Here is a 23,466-nt window from a genome sequence, read left to right on the forward strand (position 1 = left end):
ATCGAACACCTTCCTAACTTGAATAATTTAAATAAGTTCCGAAATCACTTCATACACCATAACCGGCTTCTCTTTCCCTTTGACCTTGATTTCGCCGATCGGATCGATCACGAATAAATCTTTGACTCTCTCGTATGTATGCTCGCTGATCAACAATTGGCCCGGTTTCGCATTAGATTCGAGCCTTGCCGACAAGTTCACCGTATCGCCGATTGCCGTATAATCAAGACGCAAGTCTTCCGAACCGATGTTACCGACGACAGCCGGTCCGCTGTTGATGCCAAGACCGAATTTAACGCCGATCCCATATGTATCGATAAGCTTCCGCTCCAGAAGGTCCGCATGCTTCTTCATCTCCAGCGCCGCCCGAACCGCCATCTCCGGATGGTTGTCGAACGGGATCGGAGCGCCGAATATAGCCATGACCCCGTCGCCGATAAATTTATCAAGCGTGCCGTTGAACTTAAATATCGCTTTGGTGCAAACGTCCAAATATTCGTTCAGCACTTGAATGACTTGCTCCGGCTCAAGACGCTCGGACATCGGCGTAAATCCGCGAATATCGACAAAGATCAGCGTAATGTCGCGGCGCTGGCCGCCAAGCTTGACTTCTTCCCCGCTGGAAAGCAGCTCGTCCACGACGGACTTGGATACGAATCGACCGAATATATTCGTTACCCGGCTGCGCTCCTTGCGTTCGGCCATATAATGCGAGAATAACGACCACACATAAGCGACGGTAATCGCCAGCATTGGGTATACGACCGGAATGATGTAAGATTGAAAGTAAAACACTTGCAGCCAAATTGCCGCATAACCGATCATCATCCCGAGATAGATTAATATGGCGGTCCGCCCGCGGAAGCGCTGAAACAAAAAAACGCCGAGGAACGATACGACAACAAGAATGAGAATGCCCGCTTTCAAATCCAGCTCGACATAAAATCGGCCTTCGACGAGCGATTGCACCATGTTGGCGTGAATTTCCACCCCGAACATCTTCATCGAGCTGTGCTCCGGGGTCAAATATTCGTCCATCAGACCTGTCGTATACGGTCCGATCAGCACGACGGAATCCGCGTAATATTCCGCCGGAATCGTGCCGCTCAGCACATCGATGAACGATTGGGCGTCGTATCCCGATTGCGCATCCTGCTGCTGGTGCGGCTTCGAGAAAAATTCCGTCAACACCTGATTCCGATAATTGACCGGAATTTCCCGATCGCCGCGATAAAATCCGCTGCGCGACGCATTCCATCGTATCTGGTCCTGCGCGTCCAGCAAATAATTCGCCAGCTTCACGCTAAGCGCAGGCAAGACGTTACCTGACGGCTCCGGTACGCCCACGGTCAGCATGCGCACCGTTCCGTCTTTGTCCGGCATGACGTTGACGTGTCCTAACTGATCGGCCTTCGCATGGATCGTTGAAGCCGGGTAATCGATACTCTCCGCCTCGAACTCTCCCTTGGCCTTCTGCTTCGTTACGAAATTGAACTGTACCGGCAAAATAACGTTCGTATATTGTTCCATGATTTCCGCCATCGCTGCATCGTCCGCCGGATCATCACTTGGCTCTGCCGTTACGATATCGAGCGCGACCGCCCGAACCCCGGCTTCCTCCAGCATGCCGATCAGCTGGGCGTATACCGATCTGGGCCACGGGAACTGGCCGATCGCTTCCAGCGATGCATCGTCGATCTTAATAATTTTGATCCGGTCCTCAGGCTGTCGTTCCGCCATGGACTTCGTCCGCAGAAAATCCTTTAACGGACTTTCCGCAAAATTAAAGGCCCCGCCGATCCGTCCCGTCGAAAAAGCAACAAAATACGACGTATAAAAAAGCGTCGAGATGAGTGCAATGACCAATCCAACGGCTGCCGTCCACAGCCATTTGCTTTTTTTCATGACTCCCTCCTCATCGGTGTAGCAAAATCTACTAAATTAATTGTAGAGGGAATGATTTCAATTGACAATTCATTTTTTGTCGAATCATTGAATATGATGTCATCTTCTTCACATGACATGTCATTAAGATCCTCACAACAAAAAATCCTTTCCTGAAAAGGAAAGGATCTGTTGGATAGCCGCAATTATTTATTAAAAGGACTGTCGGCGATTTTGATCGAGTCGGTTGGGCAACCGTCAGAAGCATCTTGCAGGTCGTCATACAAATCTTCCGGAATTTCCGTTGTGCCCGTATTGCCGTCGCCATCGTAAATTACTTCCGCAAGGCCTTCATCGTCGTAATCATAAATATCTGGAGCTGTTGCGCCACATGCGCCGCAAGCGATGCACGTATCTTTTTCAACCCAAGTGAACTTTGCCATATCGTTTCGTTCCCTCCTAAATAATTGCCAGTGCTTAGTATAACCTCACTCCTACAATATAATACAATTCATAAATAATTTCAAACCATTCGTAACATTATTGGGACGGCTCATCTTCGGACGACGACGCGGGTTTGCGCAAATGATCCATTTGCAGCGACGTTCCGCGAATTTTATGATTCCGAATGAGCGCCGACGGATCGTCTCCCAGCATTCCGGCGGTTAACAATGCGCTTTCGCCGAACTTATCGCGGATCTTGTCCATCGCGATGTTCAACTGCTCTTTCTTCGGTTGATTCGGGTACTCGAACAAATCCAATTGAATCGCCGCATCCTCCTTGGCCGTTAAGTTTTGCAAAGTGATGCCAAGCAGCCGGACCGGCTTCCCGCTTTTCCAGTGCAGGCCATACAATCTGCACGCTTCGCGATAAACTTCGTCAGCGCTTTCCGTCGGCACCCGAAGCGTCGAAGAGCGAGTAATCGTCTTCATGTCAGGCGTCCTGATCGTAATTTGCACCGTTGCGGCGACCAGTTTTTGCCGGCGAAGCCTGCGGGCGACTTGATCGGCGAGATTGAGCATGACCCGATGCACATCGGGTAGCTCGGATATATCTTGAGGCAGCGTCGTCGTATGGCCGATCGACTTGCTCTGCTCCTGCAGCGGGTTGACCGGGGAATCGTCGATTCCGTTCGCAGCCCGCTTCAGCCAAGAACCGATGACGCCGAATTGTCCGATCAATTGCCGTTCGTCCGCTGCGGCCAGCTGGCCCAGCGTGTAGATTTGCAGCCGCTTCAGCTTATCCGCCGTACGATGACCGATCCCGAACAGCTCCGAGCACGGCTTATCCCAGAGCAGCGCTGGCACGTCACGGATGCGCAGCACCGAAATGCCGTTCGGCTTCTTCATATCGGAAGCCATCTTCGCCAGCAGCTTGTTCGGCGCAACGCCGATCGAGCACGGCAGCGACAGCTCGGTCCGGATCCGCGTCTGGATGGACGATGCAATATCGAGCGGCGTGCCGAATTGCTTCGATCCCGTAATGTCGGCGTAGCATTCATCGATGGAGGTCGCCTCGACAAGCGGCGTGTAGCTGTTCACGATTTTCATAAATTTCATGGAAAAATCCCGGTACAGATGAAAATCAGGCTGAATCACGATCAGATCCGGGCATAGCTTCATCGCTTTGCGTACCTGCATTCCGGTTTTAATGCCTCGCCTGCGGGCCGTATAAGACGACGTGACGATAATCCCTTTGCGCAGCTCCACGCTGCCTGCTACGGCCAGCGGTTTTCCCTTATATTTGTGCGGTTCCACCGCCTCGTGTACGGAACAATAAAATGCGTTCATATCGATATGCAGAATGACCCGTCCCTTGGGCGGGTAATAATCGCTATGGTCCTTCATGGCAATCCCTCGCCTAACTTGTTACAAATAGCATACATTTGCCTGAAATTCAGGTCAAGCGAAGCAAAACGCTATCTACTTTACACAGGAACCATGTTATAATAGTAAATTATACAATTGGACTAGGTCTTGAAGGAGGACGTTCCATGTCAAACGCCATTTCTATCTTCGATACTACGCTGCGGGATGGCACTCAGGGCGAAGGCATCAGCCTTTCCGCCGAAGACAAAGTAAAGATTGCGCAGAAGCTTGACTCCCTCGGGGTTCATTATATTGAAGGCGGCAATCCGGGAAGCAACGGCAAGGACATCGAGTTTTTCCAGCGCGTTAAACAATTGAAGCTGAATGCGAAAATTACGGCGTTTGGCAGCACGCGGCGCAAAAATTCGGTCGCCGAGCAAGACGTGAGCCTAAACCGGATCATCGAGTCCGGCGTAGCGGCGGCGACATTGGTAGGCAAATCGTGGGATTTCCACGTGCATACTGCTTTGCAAACGACTTTGGAAGAAAATTTGGCGATGATCTACGATTCTTTCGCTTATTTGAAGCAAAAAGGTTTGGAATCGATTTTCGACGCGGAGCACTTCTTCGACGGATACAAGAACAATCCGGAGTATGCTCTGGCTGTTCTGAAAAAAGCGCAAGAAGCAGGCGCGAACTGGATCGTCCTCTGCGATACGAACGGCGGCACGATGCCAGGCGAGATTTCCGAGATCGTCAGCCGCGTTAATGCCGAGTTGGTAACGCCGATCGGCATTCATACCCACAACGATTGCGAGCTGGCCGTCGCGAATACACTTGCAGCCGTTCAAGCCGGCGCACGTCAAGTCCAAGGGACGATCAACGGCTATGGCGAGCGCTGCGGCAATGCGAACCTGTGCTCGATTATTCCGAACCTGCAAATTAAATTGAACTACCGCTGCATCGGCGACCATCAAATTACGCAGCTCACCAACGTTGCCCGTTATGTCAGCGAAATCGCCAACGTCAGCATGCCGATCAATCAGCCTTATGTCGGCAATGCGGCTTTCGCCCACAAAGGCGGCATCCACGTATCCGCGATAATGAAGGATCCAAAAACGTACGAGCATATCGTGCCGGAATGGGTCGGCAACAAACAGCGCGTCCTTGTCTCGGAGCTTGCCGGACAAAGTAATATTATATCCAAAGCACAAGAGCTGAACCTCGACGTCAACGCCGAGCATCCGCAAACAAAGGCTGTCATCGAGAAAATCAAGGACTTGGAGCATCAAGGCTATCAATTCGAAGGCGCCGACGCCTCGCTAGAGCTTCTCCTTCGCCAAGCTTACGGCAACCTGGAAGAAGTATTTACATTGGAATCGTTCAAAATATTCGTCGAGAAGCGGCTCGACCAAAGTGTGTCCTCGGAAGCCACCGTCAAGCTGAGGGTCGGCAACGAAACGGTGTTTACGGTCGCGGAAGGCAACGGTCCGGTCAACGCGCTTGACAATGCTTTGCGCAAGGCGCTTATTCAATTTTTCCCGAATATTGCCGACATGCATTTGTCCGACTACAAAGTGCGCGTCATCGACGAGAAGGACGCAACCGCCGGCAAAGTGCGCGTACTGATCGAATCTACCGGCTTCCAGAATACGTGGAGCACGGTAGGGGTTTCGAGCAACGTCATCGAAGCGAGCTGGGAAGCGCTCATTGACAGTATCCGTTACGCGCTCATCGGCCAAGCGATGGTATCGCAGAACAAAGAAGAGGCGCGCGAGCGGCTCGGCCTGATCAATCACTGAGCCGGATCGGCGGTAGTGTGATTGAGCCATACGGATTATAGTTTGGTCAACCTACGATTATATCGATGATGTTGGGTCAACCAAAGAGCCTATCGATGGTGCTTGGTCAACCTACGAGCCATATCGATGGTGATGGGGTCAACTAAAGAGCTATATCGGTGGTGTTTGGTCACCCTACGAGCCATATCGATGGGGTTTCGCGTCAGCCATAGAGCCATATTGGCAGTATTATGTACCAAAGCTGCAAATGTGCAGTTATTTCTTACGAAAACATCCGAGCGAGCGAAAATACCTGCAAAAGTGCATCAATTTGGTATTAAGAGCCGCTTCGATCTGGCATGTGCGCAAAATAGGTGTATTTTCGCAGGTATCGGCCGGCTTCGAGCAAATCAGAAAAGAATAAATGTACAATTGCAGGTATTTCTGCATCTCCAGGCTAGATAAACAAAAAGGTCTCGTTCGACCGGTTAACCGGCGTTCGAGACCTTTTTGCTTCTTAGATCGTGAGAAATTTCTCACTCAAACGATCAATCTATACTCTCGTTGTTTGGACTACCCGAGCACTTTTCTCACATTTCCGATCATATGAGGGCTTTCCCGGAATTTCGTATGCGGATTTTATTATAGCCGCAAAATTTCCGCTTCCACGGTAGCATTATTTTTGTCCTATCAATCGCTCGGACGCATCGGTCTGCATCCCGTTCAGCCGTTTCGTCGCAGTCTTGCGCCAACTTTCCGATAATACTTCCACCGCAAGCAGCCTGCTCAATCCTTCAGACCCGTCGAGATCGTTATGCATGACGTCGTTGGCATACGCAACCGTCAACGCCTGGGGATGGCACTCAAGCCGCACCAGATCGTCGCCCGGCGACACGACGCCTTCCTGAAGGACGCGGAAGTAGAAACCCGTATATCCCGTATGCTGTACTTTTAGCGGCATGGCGGGATCGCCGTATTTGACCCCGATTTTGAAGCATGGCTGACGCGGCTGGCTAACCTGTACGATGGCCCCGCCCAGTCGAAACGTATCGCCGATGCATACCTGATTTTCCAACAAACCTTGAATCGTCAAGTTTTCGCCGAAAGCGCCGAAGCGAAGCTTCTGACCCAGCTCTTGCTCCCAATAAGGGTAATGCTCGAACGCATAAACGCAAACCGCTTTGTCAGGCCCCCCATGATGAACGCGATCGGCTTGTCCGTCCCCGTCGAAGTTCGTTTGCGTCAGCATGATTGGAACGGTCACCGGATCTTTATAGATGCCCGTAGCCACTTCCTTGTTCTGAAAAGGGACGGTTTTCGGCAAACCGATATTGATGGAAACGACTTCGATTGTTATGGTCATCCCTCTTACCCTCGCCCTCCCGGAAAATATTTCTCCATTATACCCGATGACCACCGCCATGGGAACCGAATAGGCAAAAAAGGATCCGCCTCAGCGAATCCTTTTCCGTTATTCCGATCTATGTTGAATCGGAACCCAGTTTTTCACGCCGTTATCTTCAATAATACCAAGCGTAACGTCCGTAATGTCCGGGTCCTTCAGCAATTGTTCGCGGATTTTGAATTTGATGTCGTCCGCATCGGCGAGCGACAAGCCGGATTTCAGTTCGATCAGGCCGTCAACGTGGTAATAGCGGCCTTCCTGCATGACCCGCATCTGGTAGATATCCGTTACGCTAGCCTCGGCAAAAATAATATCCGCCACCTTCTGCTCGACGTCAGGCGGTGCGGCAACGCCGATTAACCCCACCATGTTGTCGTAACCGATTCGGAATGCGACTGCGATCATCAGCAGACCGATCAATATCGACGAAACGCCGTCCAGCATGGCAAAATCGGTTAACGCCGTCACGACGACGGCAATTAATGCAAGAAGCGCTCCTAGCGAAGCAACCAAATCCTCGTAAAATACAAGCCGAGTCGGAGGCGCCGCGCGGTTTACGTTTTTGAAGGCGCTGCCGATCACGCCGAGCCCTCTGGCTGACGCGCGCGATTCGTGTACGATTTCTTTCATCGCCTTTAACAGTACATAACCGTCTACGGAAAGCGACAGCACCAACACCCCGAAATTGAGCCAGAATCCCGAGGAGTGAACCGGGTTCCGAATCAGATGAATGCCTTCGACAATCGTTTCGTACGCCATAATCGTCACGACGATTACCGCTACCATACAGAACAGGTTAATGACTCGACCGAATCCTGTCGGAAATCGGCGCGTCGGTTTCTTCTCAGCCAAGACGCTTCCCGTAAATACGAAGGCTTGGTTGACGGCGTCGGCGATCGAATGCATCATCGATGCGAACATCGCTCCGTTGCCCGTAATCCCCGCCGCAACGCCTTTCATCGCCGCTAGAAACGTGTTACCGACCGCTGCTGCCGCAGATGACGTATTTCCTTTCTTGATTAAACTCCATAATTTGTCTCGTTCTTCCGGCTCTGGATCCATTGTAAAAAATCGTTCCTCCTAGATTTTTAGATATGACTACAAACAATGTATACGTGGAAAACGCGTTTTGCGTTTCATATCTATCACCCCAATATACTCATAAAAAAAGCCCGCGCCCAGCTGGGCGCAGACTATATATCGACATGCTATCGCAAAGGCTAGTCGACTTTAACCGAACGACTTGGCGCAGACCGCGCTTATACTGTTTTTTCCCGACGCGCTTCGCATGATCGAACAATCGATGCCCTTTAGCGCGCCTGCGACGAACTCCGGCAGGAGCTCCGGGGCACATGCGAAACATGGTGTCCCGTCGCGCGTCGGCTGCTTGGCGATCCGTTCGTCGTACGAAGGTTGGCCCTGGTCCGAAAGAGCGAGGCAGCGCAATCGTCTTGATGCCCGACTCGCGCATCTCCCGCATCCGCCGGATGAACGCCGCTTGATTGCCGCCTTCGTATAAGTCGGAGATGAGAATAAAAAATCTGATCATGCTCCTGCGACAAGATGTTCAATTTATCGTACGTCGAATTTAAGATGATCATCATCTACACATCTTCGGTTCTCATAGGATTGTCCCGTCAACCATTCGGACGTGTCGGTCAGCATCCCGTCATGATTGTAGAACGAAAACTCTCTGATTATTAGACAAGACTGGAGAGGGATAAAGAACAACTGTTTTCGTATTATTGATATTTATAGTAGGATCCATAAAGGCAATCGCTGTAACCGAATGGTCCTGCTGGATAACTTCTATTTCTGTTTTGAACGCATACAGTCCATCCAACCAGTAATTATTACTTTTCTTGATCATGAAAATATACGATTTTCCTTCTTCCTCCTTGATCGCTTCCTTTGGTACTGTAAACTCGTAGAGGTTTCCCCCTATATATCGGCTGCTTATTTCGGTTGTGTTTACTTGGGTAAAGGGGAGCAATTCATACTTGACGCACAAACTGAGTCCGAGCATGAACACAAGAGCAAGCAGCCCGGTCATTTTCCCCAAAAACGGCACCCGCACTTAAGTCCCCCTCCTGTATACTATCGCCCTTTATGTTGAACGCCGGCCAACGAAATTTGTAATCCGTTCATGATATATCGATAGTTCATGCCGTAGATGATGATAATGGGCAGCAAAAACAAGACGGCAGGCACGAAGATTTCAGCCGGATTATTCTCCAGCGACTGTCTAAGCATGATGGACAAAGGCATTAGATCCACGTTAGAAAGAAAAACAAGAGGCTGCTCTATCATATTCCATGAATCGATAAAATAAAGGAGCCCGATGGACCATAATCCATGTTTCATCAGTGGGATCACAACGTGCCATATGAGCCTGAACGTACCCGCTCCATCCACTCGTGCCGCCTCGAAAAGTTCGTAAGGTATGCGTATGATATACAGATATAGCATAACAACCGAGAAAGGAATAAACAATTGTGGGACAATAATCGCTAATGGGCTGTCTAATATTTTGAAATAATGAAGAGTTAAAAAAGATGGTACCATCGTGATTTGAAAAGGCATCATCATAATGATCATGTAAATCGGAATAATGGCGTGGCGGCCTGGTATTTTAAAAACAGATAGCGCTATTGCCGCGGGGAATGCCAGTAATAACTGTCCGATAGTCATGAAGATGGTGTACGAAAATGAATTCAGAAATGCAACTGAAAATTTGAGGCTTTCACCTCCGATATGAGCATAAGTCGAGAAATCAAATTCAAACCGAAAAAGCTGACGATCCGCGTATTTATTAAAAATGCCGGATAAGACTAGCTGTATCGCATCTGTCTTTGTTATAGAGTATACAACCAAGACGAAGAGCGGGAACAGCAATAAGGTTGCCAGTACTGTAATCATAAACAACCGTGTGATGGTGATCGTCCTTATGATTTTCATTGTTTAGCAGATACCACACTTCCTGTATTCTTGCTTAATATTGAAAATAAGCCGAACGATTTGCTCGAATCAATAGGCCAATGATCACGGCAGTAACAGTTGCCATAACCGTTGCCGAAGCTGTTAATGCATCCAGATTAAGCTTTTGAAACTGATTGTTCATGAAGTGTTGGACTAAATAAATCGATTTGGGTGGATAGGCGCCGAACAGAGCGTAAGCTTCCTTGAATATTTTGAAATTAAAAAAGAATCCAAGAACGGCGACAAACAAAATTTCAGGCAGAATAAGCGGTAAGGTCAAATATATGAATTTTTTGGATTTTCCGGCTCCATCAATCGATGCGGCTTCATATAAATCAACAGGCAACGACTGCAACCCTCCGATAAACAGAAAAATCGGGTAAGCACAATATTTCATCAAAAAAATGCTGATGATTGGAATCAATAAAAGTGTACTATCCATCCAATTCTGATAGGGGATCCCTGCCAATCGATAGAGCCCAACGTTGACAAATCCAAAATCACCGAAAAGGAGAGTCCATATGTATGCAATGGAAGCGGTCGGTATCGCGTAATTGATTACAAAAGCATGAAGCACAACGGAGCCGCTTGTTGCATAGCGGTGAACATACATCGCAATTGTGAATGAAACAATGATCAGGAGCGGTACAGTCAACAAGGTTAAGAAGAGTGTATTTCCAGCCGCCAGCCTGAATGCTTCGTTGTTCATCAAGTTCACATAATTGGCAGTGCCGAACCTGGAATCTATCATAAAACTTTGATAGACAGCCCACAGGAAGGGAATGATGTAAAAAATCATCACTCCCCCTAGATGAGGAAGAATCAATAATAACGCAATACCGTGTCTTCTCCGCCATTTATTCTTTTTCATATAACCACAGCTTCTCCTGAATCGTTCGAATAGCGGTTTCCTTATCCGTTGTTCCGTTAATATATTGTTTCGTTGTATCGAATATGGCATTTGCAATTCGATAATCTAAGTCTTGCAGCACGTTCAGATTTTCTACAATCGTTTGCAGTTGCTGAATCGCTTCTTTCCGCTGCTCGGTTGTCCCTAATTGCTCGTTCATATCCTCAAACGTCTTCTTGAATATAAGATTGACCGGATATGCATGCTCCGATAGGAAAATAATGAACTTCAACGCTTCTTCTTTGACTTTGCTGTCTTTATTGATGGCATATCCGTCCTGAAGATATAAGTAATGTTGACCCGATATCTGTGAAGCGGGATTTGGTAGCAATAGCTTTTCTGTAGCAATTAAATCGATATAATTCGGAAAACTCATAGGGATAAACGGCATCACATGAAATAAAGGCTTTTCTTTGGGTGGGTTGGCATAGTCGCTTGGCATACTAACTACCTTCATCATGTCGAGGAAGTCGCTTAGCAATTGTTTTTGCATGTCCAGCTTTCCTTGAGTCTCCAGCAGATCGGATTGAAATGCACTGAAGATTTCGCCGCAGGAAAATTGTATGGGATCCGGACCATCGAAGTACCAGGACTTTACGTCCGGATTTTTTTTCTTCGCTTCCATGGAAAGTTGAATAAGATCGTTCCATTTATATTGAATAGGATTCAAATTCTTCGCCGCCTCCTTGTCGGCAAGATTAACGCTCATCAATATTCTGGCCGGAAAGATCATCCGTTTGCCGTCTATTCTGAAGGCTTCAAGTATGTTGGACAAATATCGCTCCTTCTCCTTGTTCCATAGTTCCGGAGCGATTTGATCCAAATCTGCGAAATATCCTTTTTTGCTATACTCCCGGAAGGGCAATAATTGAACAGCCATAATGTCCCACTCAGATTTGTTCGTGAACAACTGCAGATTGACAAATTGACTATAATCCTCCGGTTTAAATTCTTCGATATCTTTGCGGTAATAGGTGAGATTGATATCGACCTGAGGATTCATCTGTTCGTATTGGGCTATTTTTTGTTCAAGATTGCCCTCGATGAAAGGTACATATAAGGTTACCTTTGTTTTGCTCGCCTTTTCTGCTTCAAGCTCAGCAATACGCTTGGCTCGATCATTTCCCGATAATGTACGGTACGAATAAATCTTATGAATTTGCGGTTCCACGCCGGTAGCAATCATGTAAACAAGCATTGTATCAGGCTGTTCTAGCAAGAAGTATCCGGGTTTAAGAAACTGATCACCCTTAAAGATTTTCGAGTTGTTGGTTCCAGCAGAATATTCATTGAAATCAATGACTTCTCCCAATTCCTTCCCGTCTCGACCGAAAGATAATACTTTGTCGTTCGAAGCAACGAAGATTTGCTGCTTATCTTTCTCGAAATAAACGTTTACCGGCAAAAAATTATCTCTGAACTCGCTGCTCCATTTAATTTTTTTGTTCAATAGATCATAAGTAATAACAAACTTATTTCCTGCCCGGTCTTGAATCAGGGCTATCTCATTCTCGTCTACTATATCAACAGCAATAATTCTTCCGCTTGGCAGCAGCTGTTCACGCTCGTTCATGGCATCAACAGCTTTGGTAGATGGAACCGCAAGTTCTTCGACCGTCTTCCCCTCCCGATCCATAATTTGAATTCCGGTATCGGCTATGAGAATAAATCGATTGTCTTGTGCAATGAGCTTGCTCGATATCATATCGGTGATTTTTTTCGGTTCGTCGAGCGCGATCTTTTGCTTCAATAGGCCTTCTTTGTTATAAACGTAAATCATCTTTCTCCCTAGTGGAAAAGGATGATCATTTTTCTTCACGATTTCGTGATGAAGCACGTACAAATTCGATTGATTATCGACATCATAAACGAGGCGAACACCAATGGTTAACTGGCCATAAGGATCATCCATTTTCTGAACCAATGTTGAGAATTGAACCAAACTGCCCACATCATTCTTGATTGGTTTGATCGTTGTAAATGTGGGATCCGTAAAAGCTAAATGATAGGTCTGATCTTTAGGGTCTATATAGGAACAAATAAACATTTCTTTGTCAACTTGCTTAAGAGAGAGGAATTGCGTACCTTCAGGAAGCGGAATTTCTTTCTCTTCATATAAGGTTCCGTGCTCGTCCTTTGGTGTGTTAACGGTTTCGACCTTTTGATCCGAATCATCACAACCTGCCAGTAATAGAAACAGGAAGAGCAGCGAGTATATCAAATTTCTGATTATATTTTGCTTCATCATCTAATCAACTCCTACCCACAGGATAGAGATTTTTAGAAGAAGGAGCTAACTCAAAAGAGTAAGCTCCTCTTTTTTTGAAACTTATTACAAGGCAATTATACCATCAAGATTTCCACTATAATAACCAGTGTAGGTTATTTCGATTACACACTTAGAACTAGTCCCAGTAGTCCACCAATGATATGGCGAACTTTCCGACGAGGCGTATTTATAAAGTGTTCCTGTATGCGTCTGACCATGGTCAACTAGTTGAACGTATATGGATGGATGATTATTGTCGTTACCCCAACTATAGGAGGATGAGATTAAATTACTATGAGAGTGACTGGAATCGTACGTATAAACTCTCGTCCATGTATTATCGCGCGAGGTATTATAATTGTATATAGTATGCGCGAACGCACTAGTTGAGATGCTTAAGCAGAGCACAGTTGCAAAAACCATACTGATTAATTTCTTCAAAGTTTACCATCTCCTTTTTAATAATTGATGTAATTCTTATAAGAGTGTATCTGGCCAGATAATCCTCTATAAGGTAATTTAATATACAATATAACCCATGTCAATGGATTCCATGTAAATAGTTTCCTATTTTATGGGACTTATTGGGTGAATTGTTGTTCATCAGGAAATAAAATGATGTAAATGATAAATGCCGAAATTCGGTTATTTCTATGGGATAAGGTAACCGGCGTTGGATAGTTGCAAGAAAAAGAGCCTCCACTTTGAGATGAAGGCTCTTCTATCTATCATTATTCCTAGTAATTGAGTCTGCAGCTCCTTATTCCCGCTCACTATCGCCATTCTCCGCCTCGGCCGCGGCTTTTCTTCTGCACATCCGGCATACGCCTTGAAAGTCCAGCCGATGATCGAGGACGTGAAACCCGTACTCGCGCTCCAGTCGCTCTTCGAGCGGCCCCAGCCAGTCGTCCTTGATCTCCTCGACATACCCGCATTTCACGCAGATCAAATGATGATGGTGATGCGCGTGATTGTCGTTGCGCAAGTCAAAACGGGCCACGCCGTCGCCGAAATTGATTTTTTTGACGATATGAAGCTCGCTCAGCAACTCCAGCGTCCGGTACACGGTCGCAAGGCCGATGTCAGGATAACTCGCTTTGACCAGAATATATACTTCCTCCGCGCTTAAATGCTCCTCTTCGTTCTCCAGCAGCACCCGCGCCGTCGCTTCGCGCTGCAGCGTCAGCTTATAACCTTTAGCCGTTAATTGCTGTTTGATTTTATCGATTTGCGTCATAATCGCTTGTGGTTGCATCCTAATTGCTCCCTCTGCCCTGCTCAAACAAGCCCTTGTTTGTAATGATTCCAATCTTATTATAAATTTACGGAATCATTAAAGTCAAAAGGTTTATGACAAATCTCAAAAATCAAAGCGGAAATCGTCGTCGGTCAACGTCTCGACATGGATCGTGCGCACATAACCGTTGCCCTTCTTCGAGAAAAAGTCGTGCTGCTTCGTCCGCGTGCTAATGCCGTTGAGTACGATCGGGTTGATCTCTTCCTCTGCAAACGGAGGCTCCATCCCAAGGTTCATGAACGCTTTGTTCGCGTTATAGCGCAGGAACGCTTTGACTTCATCGGCGAGGCCGATCGAGGCGTATAGCTGCTCCGTGTATTGCTCTTCGTTCTCGTGCAGGTAATGGAGCAATCCGTTCAGCGTTTCCGTGACCGCTTGTTGCTCCTCTTCGTCCAGCTCCGCGAACACCTCCTGCGCAAGGACGCCAACGTATAGCCCATGAATACTTTCGTCGCGCAGAATCAGGTCGATGATTTCGCCGCTGCTCGTCATTTTGCCTTGGCCGGCCAAGTAAAGCGGGTAGAAGAAGCCGCTGTAGAACAAGTAGCTTTCCAGCAGCACCGAGGCGGCCATCGCCAAGTACAAGTCTTTGCGCGTCTCGATGCCCTTGTAATATTGCGAGATCGTCTCTGCCTTCACCTGGAGATGGCGGTTGCTCTCCACCCAACTGAAGACATTGTCGATTTCTTCGGTCGTCGCCAGCGTCGTGAAGATGCTGCTGTACGACTTCGCGTGGATTTGCTCCATCATGCCCATGAAGCCAAGCACCGCTTTACGCTGCAGCCCCTCGACATGCTCCAGTATTTTAGGCATGCCGACGCCGCCTTGAACGGTATCGAGCAGCGTTAAGCCGCCGAGCACCTTCATATAGGTGTCCTGCTCCGCTTCGGACAGCGTGAGCCAGGACATTTTGTCGTCGGACAGAGGAATTTCTTCGTCGGTCCAAAATTGCATTATATTTTGATTCCAGAACATGATCGAAAAATCATCGTCCGGACGGTTCCAATTGACAGCTTTCAATGTTGCTTCCTCCCAATCTCCGTCTACCCTCTAGCTTAAACGGAGCAGCTAATGCATTCCTCGACGGACAACCGGTTCGTCCGCGTGTAATAAAGCGACTTCAAGCCTTTGCGGGCGGCATAGATGTAATAGCGCGCCAGCTGTCTCGTCGTCACGTCACTGTTGACGTGAAGCACGGTGGAGATGCCTTGGTCGACATGCTCTTGAATGACGGAGATCAAATCCAGCACTTTGAACTGGTCCATATGATAAGCCGATTTATAGTAAAAATAATTTTCACGGCTCATATATGGCATCGGGTAATACGTCGTCGAGTTGGCGTATGTGCGCGTTTCGATTTGCTCGACGATCGGCATAACGCTGGACGTCGCGTTCTGGATATACGAAATGCTTTGCGTCGGCGCAATTGCCAGCCGGTACGCATGATACAGTCCATGCTGCCGCACCGCGGCCTTCAGCTCGTTCCAATCTTGCGGAGACGGGATGTGCATCCCTTCGAACAGCGTCTTCACCTTGTCCGTAACCGGACGGAAATCCGTTTCCGTATATTTGTCAAAATATGCGCCGCTTGCGTATTCCGAGCGCTCGAATCCTTCGAAGGAGACGCCGGTCAGCTTGGCGATATCCATGCTTTTTTCGATCGAATAATAGTTCATCATCATGAAAAACGTACGGGCAAAATCTTTCGCTTCTTCGCTTTCGTACGCGATCTTGTTTTTCGCCAAATACCCGTGCAGGTTCATGGCGCCGAGACCGACGGAATGCAGCTCGCGGTTCGCCTTGACAACGCCCGGGGCGTTGGCGACCGTCGTCATGTCGCTGACCGCGGTCAAGGCGATCATCCCTTCGTGCACCGATTCCCGCAGCTTCTTCCGTTCCATGACGTTGACGATGTTGAGCGAAGCGAGGTTGCAGCTAATGTCGCGTCGGATTTGATCCGGCTCGTCGTAGTCACCGATTTCCGATGTCTCCTGAAGCTGGAATATTTCCGTGCACAGGTTCGACATTTTGATCGTGCCGATGCCTTTGAGCGCATGCGAACTGTTCGCGTTGCTGCGGTTCATCATATAAGGATAACCGGACTCCAGCTGGATCGTGGCGATTTTCACCATCATGTCACGGGCGCTCAGCACGACCTTCTTCTGTACGCGATCGTCAGCGAGCAGCACGTCGTACATCTCGTCGATATTCATGTCGTCCAGATGCTGCCCGTAGGCCTTGTACACCGAATAAGGGGCAAAGACGTGCAGCGGTTTGTTTTCTTCGGCAAGCTTATAAAATTTGTCCGGCACGATCAGGCCGATGGACAAAGTTTTGATGCGCGATTTTTCGTCGGCGTTAATCTTCTTGCTGTCCAGAAACTCCATGACGTCCCAGCCGAAAATATTGTAATAAGCCGCTCCGGAGCCTTTGCGCTGCCCCATCTGATCCGCGTAGGAGAACGCATCCTCCATCAGCTTCAGCACCGGCATAATGCCTTTAGCGGCGCCCTCGACGCCTTTGATCGGCTCGCCGCGTCCGCGAAGCTTGGACAAATTGACGGCAACGCCGCCGCCGATCTTCGACAGCTGCATGCAGGTACCGAGCACGTAGTTGATCGAGTTGAGCGCATCGTCCATTTCCAGCAGGAAGCACGAAACCATCTCGCCGCGGCGGCTCTTGCCCGCGTTCAGGAACGTCGGCGTCGCCGGCTGCAGACGCTGCTCCATCATCGATACCGCCAGCGCTCTTGCGGCATTCGCATCGCCCCGTCCGAGATACAACGCCACGATGGCGACCCGGTCAGGGTAATGCTCCAAATATAACGAGCGGTCGTTGCTTTTCACCGCGTAATCGGTATAAAACTTCGAAGCCGCCATATAGGAAGGGAATTCGAAATTATAGCTGTGGGTAATGCGATATATGTCATCGACGTCCTCGAAGGCATAGCGCTTGTAGACATCCTCATAATAGTCGTTGTCGATCATGTAACGTACTTTTTCCGTCGTGCTTGTGAAACGGACGCTCTTCTTGTGCACGTCCTCCATGAACTCCCGGACCGCCTCGCGGTCTTTATCCAATTGAAAAAAGCCGTCCTCGCCTTTTTGCATTAATAAGTTGTTCAGCTCAATATGACGCAACTGCGTTCACTCCCATCAAAAATCGTTCCACGTCTTGCCGCGTTCCGGACAGCTCGAACTTGTTGATGACCGGGACGCCGTATTGCTCGGAAATGCGATCCGCGCTGCGCGCAAAGCCTTCGCCCCAATTGCGGTTGCCGCTGGCAGATACGCCGACGAGCTTGCCGTAATTCCGATTTAAGAAAGAAACAACTTTATCCGGCACTTGGCCGAAGCCCGTCGTGTACGTGACCAGCACGAACGGTTCTTCCAATACCGTCGTGTCGTCAATTTGAACCGTAGGCATGTTTAACTTTCCGACAAATCGTTTCACGTTTCCCGTCTTGGAAGCATATGCAATCACCATGCAGCCCGTCTCCCCTCAATGATTATTAACGCAGTAAAAACGCGCCGTATAGGCGCATTATCCCTTCATATCACGGTTCTCTTAAGATGAACATTTACGATGTTTTCCAACAATATGTAGTGGGTAATTACAAATCTATATCAAGATGTTGCGTTTGTCAATGAAATAAATACCTTTTTTTCTGGTATAAATAAGGGGGAGAAGAGAGCCTCAACTTCGCTGGAAAAGCCAGTAAAACAAGCAAAAGCCGGAGTTTATCCCCCGGCTTTCGACCTGTTTTTACCCAAAAAAATATTTTTTATTCCGTTGGCGATTGTGTCGTTTTTTCGAATCATTTGCAACACGGCACACAAGATGTAGTACGGAGACAATGGCATGAAAATTCGAAAATACATTTTCCAACCCGTGTACCGCATGTACCGGGCAGACCGAGGGCAAATATGTACCGAATTGCTCCTATCAAGGATCACGTATCGAGAGTTCGAGAAGCTTGCCGCTCCCGAAGGAGATCCTCCCGCAGCTGTGTCAAGATTTCTCCCAGCCAATTCGTGCCGCGCCATGTTCGGCGATTCCGGATTCTCGGATCGTCCTCGAGCAAGCCGACACCCCAAATCCGGTCCGTCGGGCTCGCTTCCACCAGCGTTGTCCCTTGCGTCTCCAGCAGCTTTTGCAACAGGTTGGCGTTTTGCGTGAACTTGGCCTTATTGCCGTCGTAAACAATTGATTTGCAGCGCTCTTCCCAAAGCTTCTTATTGAAATTGCGCACCTGCCTGCCAAATTCCTTCTGCTCGCGCGGATGCTGCGCTTTCAGTATGCGCTCCCCCGCTTCCCGATCCTCGAACAATAACGCCTTCATGTACATCATATATTGCTCCGCGCAATTGAATCGGATGCCGTCTACGACAAACAAAGCCGGATGCCACTGCGAGAAAGGCGATTGCGTACGGTAAAAATAAGTGAATTTCTCCATCTCTAGACCTCACATTCGTACGATAAGATTGTTATGATATTACCTTCGCGCTCATGATGGCATCTTCCTTCCCATCGGCGTATTACAGTTTGCATATAATCATACATTCCTGCAGCAATAGGCGAGACGAATAAACAAAAAACCGCGCAAATGCGCGGCTCAAGATTTAGTCCTAATCGAACATGATGCTGTAAAGGATCATGACACTTAACCGTTCACGTTTTATTTTTGCTGGTTTGGAAATGCCGTATCCCCTGCTTCGATTTGTTCCCTGAGCTTCAATCGCTCCTCGGTCTTCAGTATCGGGCAATAATAACATTTGACCCCGCCTTCCCGCTTGTAAACCATACAGCAAGCCGAGCGGACCATGAGCGGCGTACCGGGCTGATACGGGTTGTCGATAAACTTCGGGGTATGTTGAAACGGCTTCCGCTTTCGGTTGAACGTACCGCCGGGCAATCCGCAGAGAAGCTCGAAATCGTCTTGAAGCCGCTGCAGCTCCGGCCCTTCGGGCATCGTCGGCCTGGCGTAATCCATCGTATAAGCCGCGGTAGAACCATATTGGTTCCAAATCAGATCAGGCTTGAATCTTCCCGCGGCGGCTGCCGATTCGATCAAGGGATTCATGTCTTCCTTGAAGAAACGGTCCCATTCCGCTTCAACCGCTTGTCGGCGCCCTTCATCCGGCAATTCCGTCCATCGGATTTCGCCCAGCTTCAAGACATACTGACCCATCTCCCCTAGTGCTTCCAATTGAAACGTGATATTGGTCAATGATAAATCGAGGATTCTGCCGTATAGAGACATCACTCTTTGCTTCATGTCGATTAACCCGTACACAGCGGTTCCGAAGAACGACACGGCCAGCTCCAATCCAGTTCCTTTGACGATTCTCGAGTACTTCGTTAACAGTTCAAGCATAGTCTCCCGGTTCAACAAATCGGCGGCAGGTACGGCATGCCTCGGGAACTCCGATCCTCGGGTTGATATTCGTAAATAAGTTTCGGCGAATGTAAGATCCATTGAATCCCTCCTATTCAATTACGGCCAAGTTGTTCGTTTTCGGAGATGAAACGATTCCTCGTCTTCAGGTTCGAATGACCCGCCGAAGTCTCTTGACCGTTTGGTATTCACATTGTATAACATACATGCAAAACTCAAAGTTCGGATTCGTAACTGCCGTCCATCTAAGGAATCTCTTATTCAAAGTATGAAGTGCAGCTTTAAGGTTATCGTTTAACCCATTCGTTCGATAGGAGGATTATCATGACGATCAAGCCGGCCGATATCGCCAAAAGATTGCGAATCAGCACCAATGCGCTTCGGCATTACGAGGAATGGGGAATCATACCGCAAGTCGAACGTACATCCAATGGGTATCGTATCTATACGGAAGAACATCGGGCTTATTTCGAATGCATCCGCGCAATGCGACTCGGTTTCGGCATGGAGCTTACGGTTGATGCGATGCGTTTGATGGTGCAGAGGAAGTTTGACGAAGCGATGTGGGCGGTCAACGAAGCGCAAGCCGGGCTGAACCGGAAGAAACTGATGGCCGAGAAGACGGTGCAGGCGCTCGATGCGGCGGAATTAGATCAGATGGATACAAGAAAAATCAAGCGTGGGCTGACAATTGGGGAAGTATCGAAGGAAACGTCGATTCCGGCATCCGCAATCCGGCATTGGGAGAAGATGGGGCTCCTCGATATTTCGCGAGATAAGGAAAGCGGATATCGCACGTTCGAACCGAAGCAAGTCCGCAAAATACTCATGATCGGAACATTGCGTTCGGCGGCATGGCCGCTGGACATTGTCAAGCAAGTGATCCGCGAGCTTGACGACAACAATGTCGAGCAAGCCCGCAGCATCGCCCGCGAGGCGCTTCAATCGCTAAATGATGCGATTCGGCGGCAAATTCGGGGCGTCTATTATTTGCATCGGTTGTTGGAAATATCCGATCCTCGGGAATGGGATTGGGTCTAAACCTGAAGATCGTTTAAAACGTTTATTGATGCGATAACTGAACAAGTTTTTTCGTCGTTTCCCAGTTTCGGGAGGTTGCCGTCAATTTCAGCTTTTTCTCCATGAAGTTGTTGGAATACAGCGATTTGCCGTATTGCTGCCTGCACAAAATATAAACCTCTCGACCGACGATTCGGAACTCGTCAACGTCGCTATTGAACGTCATCATATGCTCAACTGCCGCTGCGGTCGGCTTTTCCGACAAGAAGGTGACATATATCTTGCCTTCGCTCGCCATATCGCTGTCAAGAAAAGGATTGCCGCTGATAACGTCCTCGAGTTCTTGCTTGGTTCGCAGAATGACGGGGACATCGTATCCCAACGCGTGACGCAGTTGCTCTTCGATTTTGTTCTTCAACAATACGGCGTCAAGCTCGTCGGACTCGAACAAGACGTTGCCGCTTTGAATATATGTACGCACACGCTGAAACTTCATCGTTTCGAAAATTTCCCGCAGCTGCTCCATCTTGATCAACTTCTGTCCACTCACATTAATTCCCCGCAGCAGCGCGATATAATCGGTCATGGCTCTTTGCCTCCTTCATGTGAGTCCGATCGATTTCAAAATTCGCAGCGTTGTTTCTTTCGCCTGCTGGTTCGAGTCGGATCCCGATCCGTCCATATTCGTCACGTAAATATAGGTTCGGCCTTTCTTGACGACAAAACCTACGAACCAGCCAAACGGCGGTTTGACGCTGCCCCCCGTCTTGCCGTACAACGTATAGTCGCCGATTTCCTCGAGCAGGATCATCCTTTTGACGGTTTGCATCACTTCCTTATTGAAAGGAAGCGTCTCATCGATCAGCTTGCCGAGAAACTCGACTTCTTCCAGCGGAGAGATGCGCAGCGAACTGTTCCGCCAGAACCGGTCGATACCGCCGGAAATATCGTTGTTGCCGTAGCCTATCTTGTCCAACCATTCCTGCATTCGCTTTTTCCCGATATCCCGCGCCATCGCCTGGTAATACCAAACGACGGAGTCATGCATGGCGGATGCCAGCGTGTGGTCTTGATTCCAGCTCGACCTGGACCATTGTTTGCCGTCCCATCGTTTGACTGCATTTTCGCTATCCACGGCACCGGTTTGCAGTCCGATCAGGGCGTTGGCAATTTTGAACGTCGATTGAGGCACCTGTCGGGCCTTGGCCCGCTTCTCGTTGAACATATACGTTCGCTGTGTCTTGGCGTCAAGTAAAATAAAAGTTCCTTTGCTTTTTTGCGTAAAAAAGGACGATACATCCAGTGTATCCCAAGCAATCGGATCTTGTTTTAATGCAGTCTGCGGTTGCTGTTTGACAGCTTGCACTTCTCCGGCAGCCGGCTCTGTGCCTGCGGGAGCAGCCGACTCATTCGAGCAAGCTCCCGTTAATGCAACCATAAGAGCCGAAACCAGCAACATCTTGCGCTTTGCGGTGGCTGAAACGATGAGCATGGCAGGATCGCCTCTTTATCACAGAATATTTCAACCTGGTTAATCCAAAGTTTTAAGGAATGCCGCGATCCGTTCGATCGCCTCTTGCAGCTTGATGACCGAAGTCGCGTACGAGCAGCGGATAAACCCTTCCCCGCCAAGCCCGAACACATCCCCCGGCACGGTGACGACCTTCGCCTCGTGAAGCAGCCGCTGGGCGAACGTCTCGGAGCTTAAACCGGTGTGCGCGATGGACGGAAATACGTAGAACGATCCTTGAGGGTCGTGACAAGGCAACCCGATTTGGCGCAAGCCGTGAACGATTAATTTTCTTCGCTGGTTGTAGGATTCGATCATATGATCCTTCTCCGCCATGCCGTTCCTTAGCGATTCAAGAGCGGCGATTTGGCCTAGAATCGGGGCGCACATGATCGTGTATTGGTGAATTTTCAGCATCGCCTGGATGAGATCGGGATGCCCGCACGCATAACCGACGCGCCAGCCCGTCATCGCAAACGCTTTGGAAAAGCCGCCGATCAGAATCGTCCGTTCCTTCATCCCCGGAATCGAGGCGAAGCTGACATGCTTGCTGTCATACGTAAGCTCGGCGTAGATTTCGTCGGAAATGACGACAAGGTTGTGATCCTCGACGACTTTGGCGATCGGCAGCCAATCCTCGTACGTCATGATGCCGCCGGTCGGATTGTTCGGGTAGCTCAGGATGAGCACCTTGGAACGAGGGGTGATCGCTTCAAGCAGCGCTTCCGCCTTCAGCTTGAACTGATCCTCGGCGAACGTTTCGACGGGAACCGGCTTGCCGCAACCGAGCGCCGTAATCGGCGAATAGGAAATATAGCAAGGCGCCGGCACGAGGATTTCATCATCCGCGCCAATCAACGCACGCAGCGCCAGATCGATCCCTTCGCTGCTGCCGACGGTGACGAGCACCTCGCTGACAGGATCATAGTCGACTTGAAATTCCGTCGATTGATATTCGGCGATCGCTTCACGAAGCTCGATCATCCCGGCGTTCGCCGTGTACGTCGTCCGCCCTTTCTCGAGCGCCCGGATGCACGCCTCCCGAATGCGCAGCGGCGTCGTAAAGTCCGGCTCGCCGACCCCAAGCGAGATCATATCGCTTTTCCCGTCAACCAAATCGAAAAATCGTCGAATGCCCGAAGGCTGCATGTCGCGAACCATCGGCGTCAGCATTTGTTCCATAGTTCCCCTGTTCATACAAATC

The 23,466-nt window shown here is 49.0% G+C and carries 21 protein-coding genes; 3 read left to right on the forward strand and 18 right to left on the reverse strand.

Translation table 11 applies throughout. The annotated features are described in order from the left end of the window. Nucleotides 1-27 precede the first annotated feature (27 nt). The 3 genes from AC0LWM_RS00135 to AC0LWM_RS00145 all read right to left on the reverse strand — a co-directional run bounded on the left by AC0LWM_RS00135 (nt 28) and on the right by AC0LWM_RS00145 (nt 3,732). A complete protein-coding gene (locus tag AC0LWM_RS00135; RefSeq protein WP_474672868.1) occupies nt 28-1,905 on the reverse strand; it encodes a CHASE2 domain-containing protein in 1,878 nt (625 codons plus the stop codon). A gap of 185 nt (nt 1,906-2,090) precedes the next feature. Further along, entirely contained in the window at nt 2,091-2,327 is a 237-nt protein-coding gene (locus AC0LWM_RS00140; RefSeq protein ID WP_474672869.1) for a ferredoxin, read from the reverse strand. A 97-nt stretch (nt 2,328-2,424) separates the two neighbouring features. Further along, entirely contained in the window at nt 2,425-3,732 is a 1,308-nt protein-coding gene (locus tag AC0LWM_RS00145) for a DNA polymerase IV (protein ID WP_474672870.1), read from the reverse strand. Between the two features lie 146 nt (nt 3,733-3,878). Between AC0LWM_RS00145 and cimA the strand changes: the two genes are divergently transcribed. Beyond that, nucleotides 3,879-5,495, forward strand: a complete 1,617-nt coding sequence (gene cimA / locus AC0LWM_RS00150; RefSeq protein WP_474672871.1) for a citramalate synthase — start codon at nt 3,879-3,881, stop codon at nt 5,493-5,495. Between the two features lie 655 nt (nt 5,496-6,150). On the opposite strand, the gene AC0LWM_RS00155 is transcribed toward cimA, so the two are convergent. Next, nucleotides 6,151-6,837: an MOSC domain-containing protein gene (locus AC0LWM_RS00155; RefSeq protein ID WP_474672872.1), complete on the reverse strand. Its 687-nt coding sequence runs from the start codon at nt 6,835-6,837 to the stop codon at nt 6,151-6,153. Nucleotides 6,838-6,945: 108 nt separating this feature from the next. Continuing rightward, the gene (locus tag AC0LWM_RS00160) at nt 6,946-7,941 is read right to left on the reverse strand and encodes a cation diffusion facilitator family transporter (RefSeq protein WP_474672873.1); all 996 of its coding nucleotides are present in this window, start codon (nt 7,939-7,941) and stop codon (nt 6,946-6,948) included. A 290-nt stretch (nt 7,942-8,231) separates the two neighbouring features. Here AC0LWM_RS00160 and AC0LWM_RS00165 point away from each other — a divergent pair, with 290 nt between their 5' ends. After that, complete coding sequence (locus tag AC0LWM_RS00165; RefSeq protein ID WP_474672874.1) at nt 8,232-8,381, forward strand: hypothetical protein; 150 nt, start codon at nt 8,232-8,234, stop codon at nt 8,379-8,381. 167 nt (nt 8,382-8,548) lie between these two features. Here AC0LWM_RS00165 and AC0LWM_RS00170 read toward each other — a convergent pair whose 3' ends face one another. The 10 genes from AC0LWM_RS00170 to AC0LWM_RS00215 all read right to left on the reverse strand — a co-directional run bounded on the left by AC0LWM_RS00170 (nt 8,549) and on the right by AC0LWM_RS00215 (nt 19,813). Continuing rightward, nucleotides 8,549-8,956 (reverse strand): hypothetical protein, encoded by a 408-nt coding sequence (locus tag AC0LWM_RS00170; protein WP_474672875.1) that lies wholly within the window; start codon nt 8,954-8,956, stop codon nt 8,549-8,551. A gap of 20 nt (nt 8,957-8,976) precedes the next feature. Further along, on the reverse strand, nt 8,977-9,798 hold the full coding sequence (locus AC0LWM_RS00175) for a carbohydrate ABC transporter permease (protein WP_474672876.1): 822 nt from the start codon (nt 9,796-9,798) through the stop codon (nt 8,977-8,979). Nucleotides 9,799-9,871: 73 nt separating this feature from the next. Continuing rightward, a complete protein-coding gene (locus tag AC0LWM_RS00180) occupies nt 9,872-10,729 on the reverse strand; it encodes a carbohydrate ABC transporter permease (RefSeq protein WP_474672877.1) in 858 nt (285 codons plus the stop codon). Then, nucleotides 10,716-13,016 (reverse strand): extracellular solute-binding protein, encoded by a 2,301-nt coding sequence (locus AC0LWM_RS00185; RefSeq protein WP_474672878.1) that lies wholly within the window; start codon nt 13,014-13,016, stop codon nt 10,716-10,718. Before AC0LWM_RS00185 ends, AC0LWM_RS00180 begins: the two co-directional genes overlap by 14 nt. Nucleotides 13,017-13,797: 781 nt before the next feature. Beyond that, nucleotides 13,798-14,292, reverse strand: coding sequence for a ferric iron uptake transcriptional regulator (fur, locus tag AC0LWM_RS00190; RefSeq protein WP_474672879.1), 495 nt, complete (start codon nt 14,290-14,292; stop codon nt 13,798-13,800). A 105-nt stretch (nt 14,293-14,397) separates the two neighbouring features. Next, on the reverse strand, nt 14,398-15,354 hold the full coding sequence (gene nrdF, locus AC0LWM_RS00195) for a class 1b ribonucleoside-diphosphate reductase subunit beta (RefSeq protein ID WP_474672880.1): 957 nt from the start codon (nt 15,352-15,354) through the stop codon (nt 14,398-14,400). Nucleotides 15,355-15,389: 35 nt separating this feature from the next. After that, nucleotides 15,390-17,474 (reverse strand): class 1b ribonucleoside-diphosphate reductase subunit alpha, encoded by a 2,085-nt coding sequence (gene nrdE / locus AC0LWM_RS00200; protein WP_474672881.1) that lies wholly within the window; start codon nt 17,472-17,474, stop codon nt 15,390-15,392. Then, a complete protein-coding gene (nrdI, locus tag AC0LWM_RS00205) occupies nt 17,461-17,820 on the reverse strand; it encodes a class Ib ribonucleoside-diphosphate reductase assembly flavoprotein NrdI (RefSeq protein WP_474672882.1) in 360 nt (119 codons plus the stop codon). The genes nrdE and nrdI overlap by 14 nt, the downstream gene beginning before the upstream one ends. A 466-nt stretch (nt 17,821-18,286) precedes the next feature. Beyond that, nucleotides 18,287-18,790, reverse strand: a complete 504-nt coding sequence (gene ybiA / locus AC0LWM_RS00210) for a riboflavin biosynthesis intermediates N-glycosidase (protein ID WP_474672883.1) — start codon at nt 18,788-18,790, stop codon at nt 18,287-18,289. A gap of 222 nt (nt 18,791-19,012) precedes the next feature. After that, nucleotides 19,013-19,813, reverse strand: coding sequence for a hypothetical protein (locus tag AC0LWM_RS00215; RefSeq protein WP_474672884.1), 801 nt, complete (start codon nt 19,811-19,813; stop codon nt 19,013-19,015). A gap of 243 nt (nt 19,814-20,056) precedes the next feature. Between AC0LWM_RS00215 and AC0LWM_RS00220 the strand changes: the two genes are divergently transcribed. After that, entirely contained in the window at nt 20,057-20,773 is a 717-nt protein-coding gene (locus AC0LWM_RS00220; RefSeq protein WP_474672885.1) for a MerR family DNA-binding transcriptional regulator, read from the forward strand. A gap of 22 nt (nt 20,774-20,795) precedes the next feature. Here the strand turns inward: AC0LWM_RS00220 and AC0LWM_RS00225 are convergent, their stop codons facing one another. Genes AC0LWM_RS00225 through AC0LWM_RS00235 form a run of 3 tightly spaced genes read right to left on the reverse strand, consistent with a single transcriptional unit; the run spans nt 20,796 to nt 23,459 of the window. Then, nucleotides 20,796-21,338 carry a DUF1697 domain-containing protein gene (locus tag AC0LWM_RS00225; RefSeq protein ID WP_474672886.1) on the reverse strand — a complete coding sequence of 181 codons (543 nt, stop codon included), beginning with the start codon at nt 21,336-21,338 and terminating at the stop codon, nt 20,796-20,798. 15 nt (nt 21,339-21,353) lie between these two features. Next, on the reverse strand, nt 21,354-22,244 hold the full coding sequence (blaOXA, locus tag AC0LWM_RS00230; RefSeq protein ID WP_474672887.1) for a class D beta-lactamase: 891 nt from the start codon (nt 22,242-22,244) through the stop codon (nt 21,354-21,356). A 39-nt stretch (nt 22,245-22,283) separates the two neighbouring features. Continuing rightward, complete coding sequence (locus AC0LWM_RS00235; protein ID WP_474672888.1) at nt 22,284-23,459, reverse strand: aminotransferase class I/II-fold pyridoxal phosphate-dependent enzyme; 1,176 nt, start codon at nt 23,457-23,459, stop codon at nt 22,284-22,286. Nucleotides 23,460-23,466: the final 7 nt, after the last annotated feature.

This window comes from Paenibacillus sp. sgz302148, from assembly GCF_056120465.1.

Excerpts from the sequence above, each read along its gene's own strand:
- AC0LWM_RS00215 (WP_474672884.1), bottom strand. The coding sequence starts at position 19,813 with ATGGATCTTACATTCGCCGAAACTTATTTACGAATATCAACCCGAGGA.
- AC0LWM_RS00145 (WP_474672870.1), bottom strand. The coding sequence starts at position 3,732 with ATGAAGGACCATAGCGATTATTACCCGCCCAAGGGACGGGTCATTCTG.
- cimA (WP_474672871.1), top strand. The coding sequence starts at position 3,879 with ATGTCAAACGCCATTTCTATCTTCGATACTACGCTGCGGGATGGCACT.
- AC0LWM_RS00220 (WP_474672885.1), top strand. The coding sequence starts at position 20,057 with ATGACGATCAAGCCGGCCGATATCGCCAAAAGATTGCGAATCAGCACC.
- ybiA (WP_474672883.1), bottom strand. The coding sequence starts at position 18,790 with ATGGAGAAATTCACTTATTTTTACCGTACGCAATCGCCTTTCTCGCAG.
- nrdI (WP_474672882.1), bottom strand. The coding sequence starts at position 17,820 with ATGGTGATTGCATATGCTTCCAAGACGGGAAACGTGAAACGATTTGTC.
- AC0LWM_RS00180 (WP_474672877.1), bottom strand. The coding sequence starts at position 10,729 with ATGAAAAAGAATAAATGGCGGAGAAGACACGGTATTGCGTTATTATTG.
- fur (WP_474672879.1), bottom strand. The coding sequence starts at position 14,292 with ATGCAACCACAAGCGATTATGACGCAAATCGATAAAATCAAACAGCAA.
- AC0LWM_RS00155 (WP_474672872.1), bottom strand. The coding sequence starts at position 6,837 with ATGACCATAACAATCGAAGTCGTTTCCATCAATATCGGTTTGCCGAAA.
- blaOXA (WP_474672887.1), bottom strand. The coding sequence starts at position 22,244 with ATGCTCATCGTTTCAGCCACCGCAAAGCGCAAGATGTTGCTGGTTTCG.
- AC0LWM_RS00235 (WP_474672888.1), bottom strand. The coding sequence starts at position 23,459 with ATGAACAGGGGAACTATGGAACAAATGCTGACGCCGATGGTTCGCGAC.
- AC0LWM_RS00225 (WP_474672886.1), bottom strand. The coding sequence starts at position 21,338 with ATGACCGATTATATCGCGCTGCTGCGGGGAATTAATGTGAGTGGACAG.
- AC0LWM_RS00175 (WP_474672876.1), bottom strand. The coding sequence starts at position 9,798 with ATGATTACAGTACTGGCAACCTTATTGCTGTTCCCGCTCTTCGTCTTG.
- AC0LWM_RS00135 (WP_474672868.1), bottom strand. The coding sequence starts at position 1,905 with ATGAAAAAAAGCAAATGGCTGTGGACGGCAGCCGTTGGATTGGTCATT.
- AC0LWM_RS00160 (WP_474672873.1), bottom strand. The coding sequence starts at position 7,941 with ATGGATCCAGAGCCGGAAGAACGAGACAAATTATGGAGTTTAATCAAG.
- AC0LWM_RS00165 (WP_474672874.1), top strand. The coding sequence starts at position 8,232 with ATGCGAAACATGGTGTCCCGTCGCGCGTCGGCTGCTTGGCGATCCGTT.
- AC0LWM_RS00140 (WP_474672869.1), bottom strand. The coding sequence starts at position 2,327 with ATGGCAAAGTTCACTTGGGTTGAAAAAGATACGTGCATCGCTTGCGGC.
- AC0LWM_RS00185 (WP_474672878.1), bottom strand. The coding sequence starts at position 13,016 with ATGATGAAGCAAAATATAATCAGAAATTTGATATACTCGCTGCTCTTC.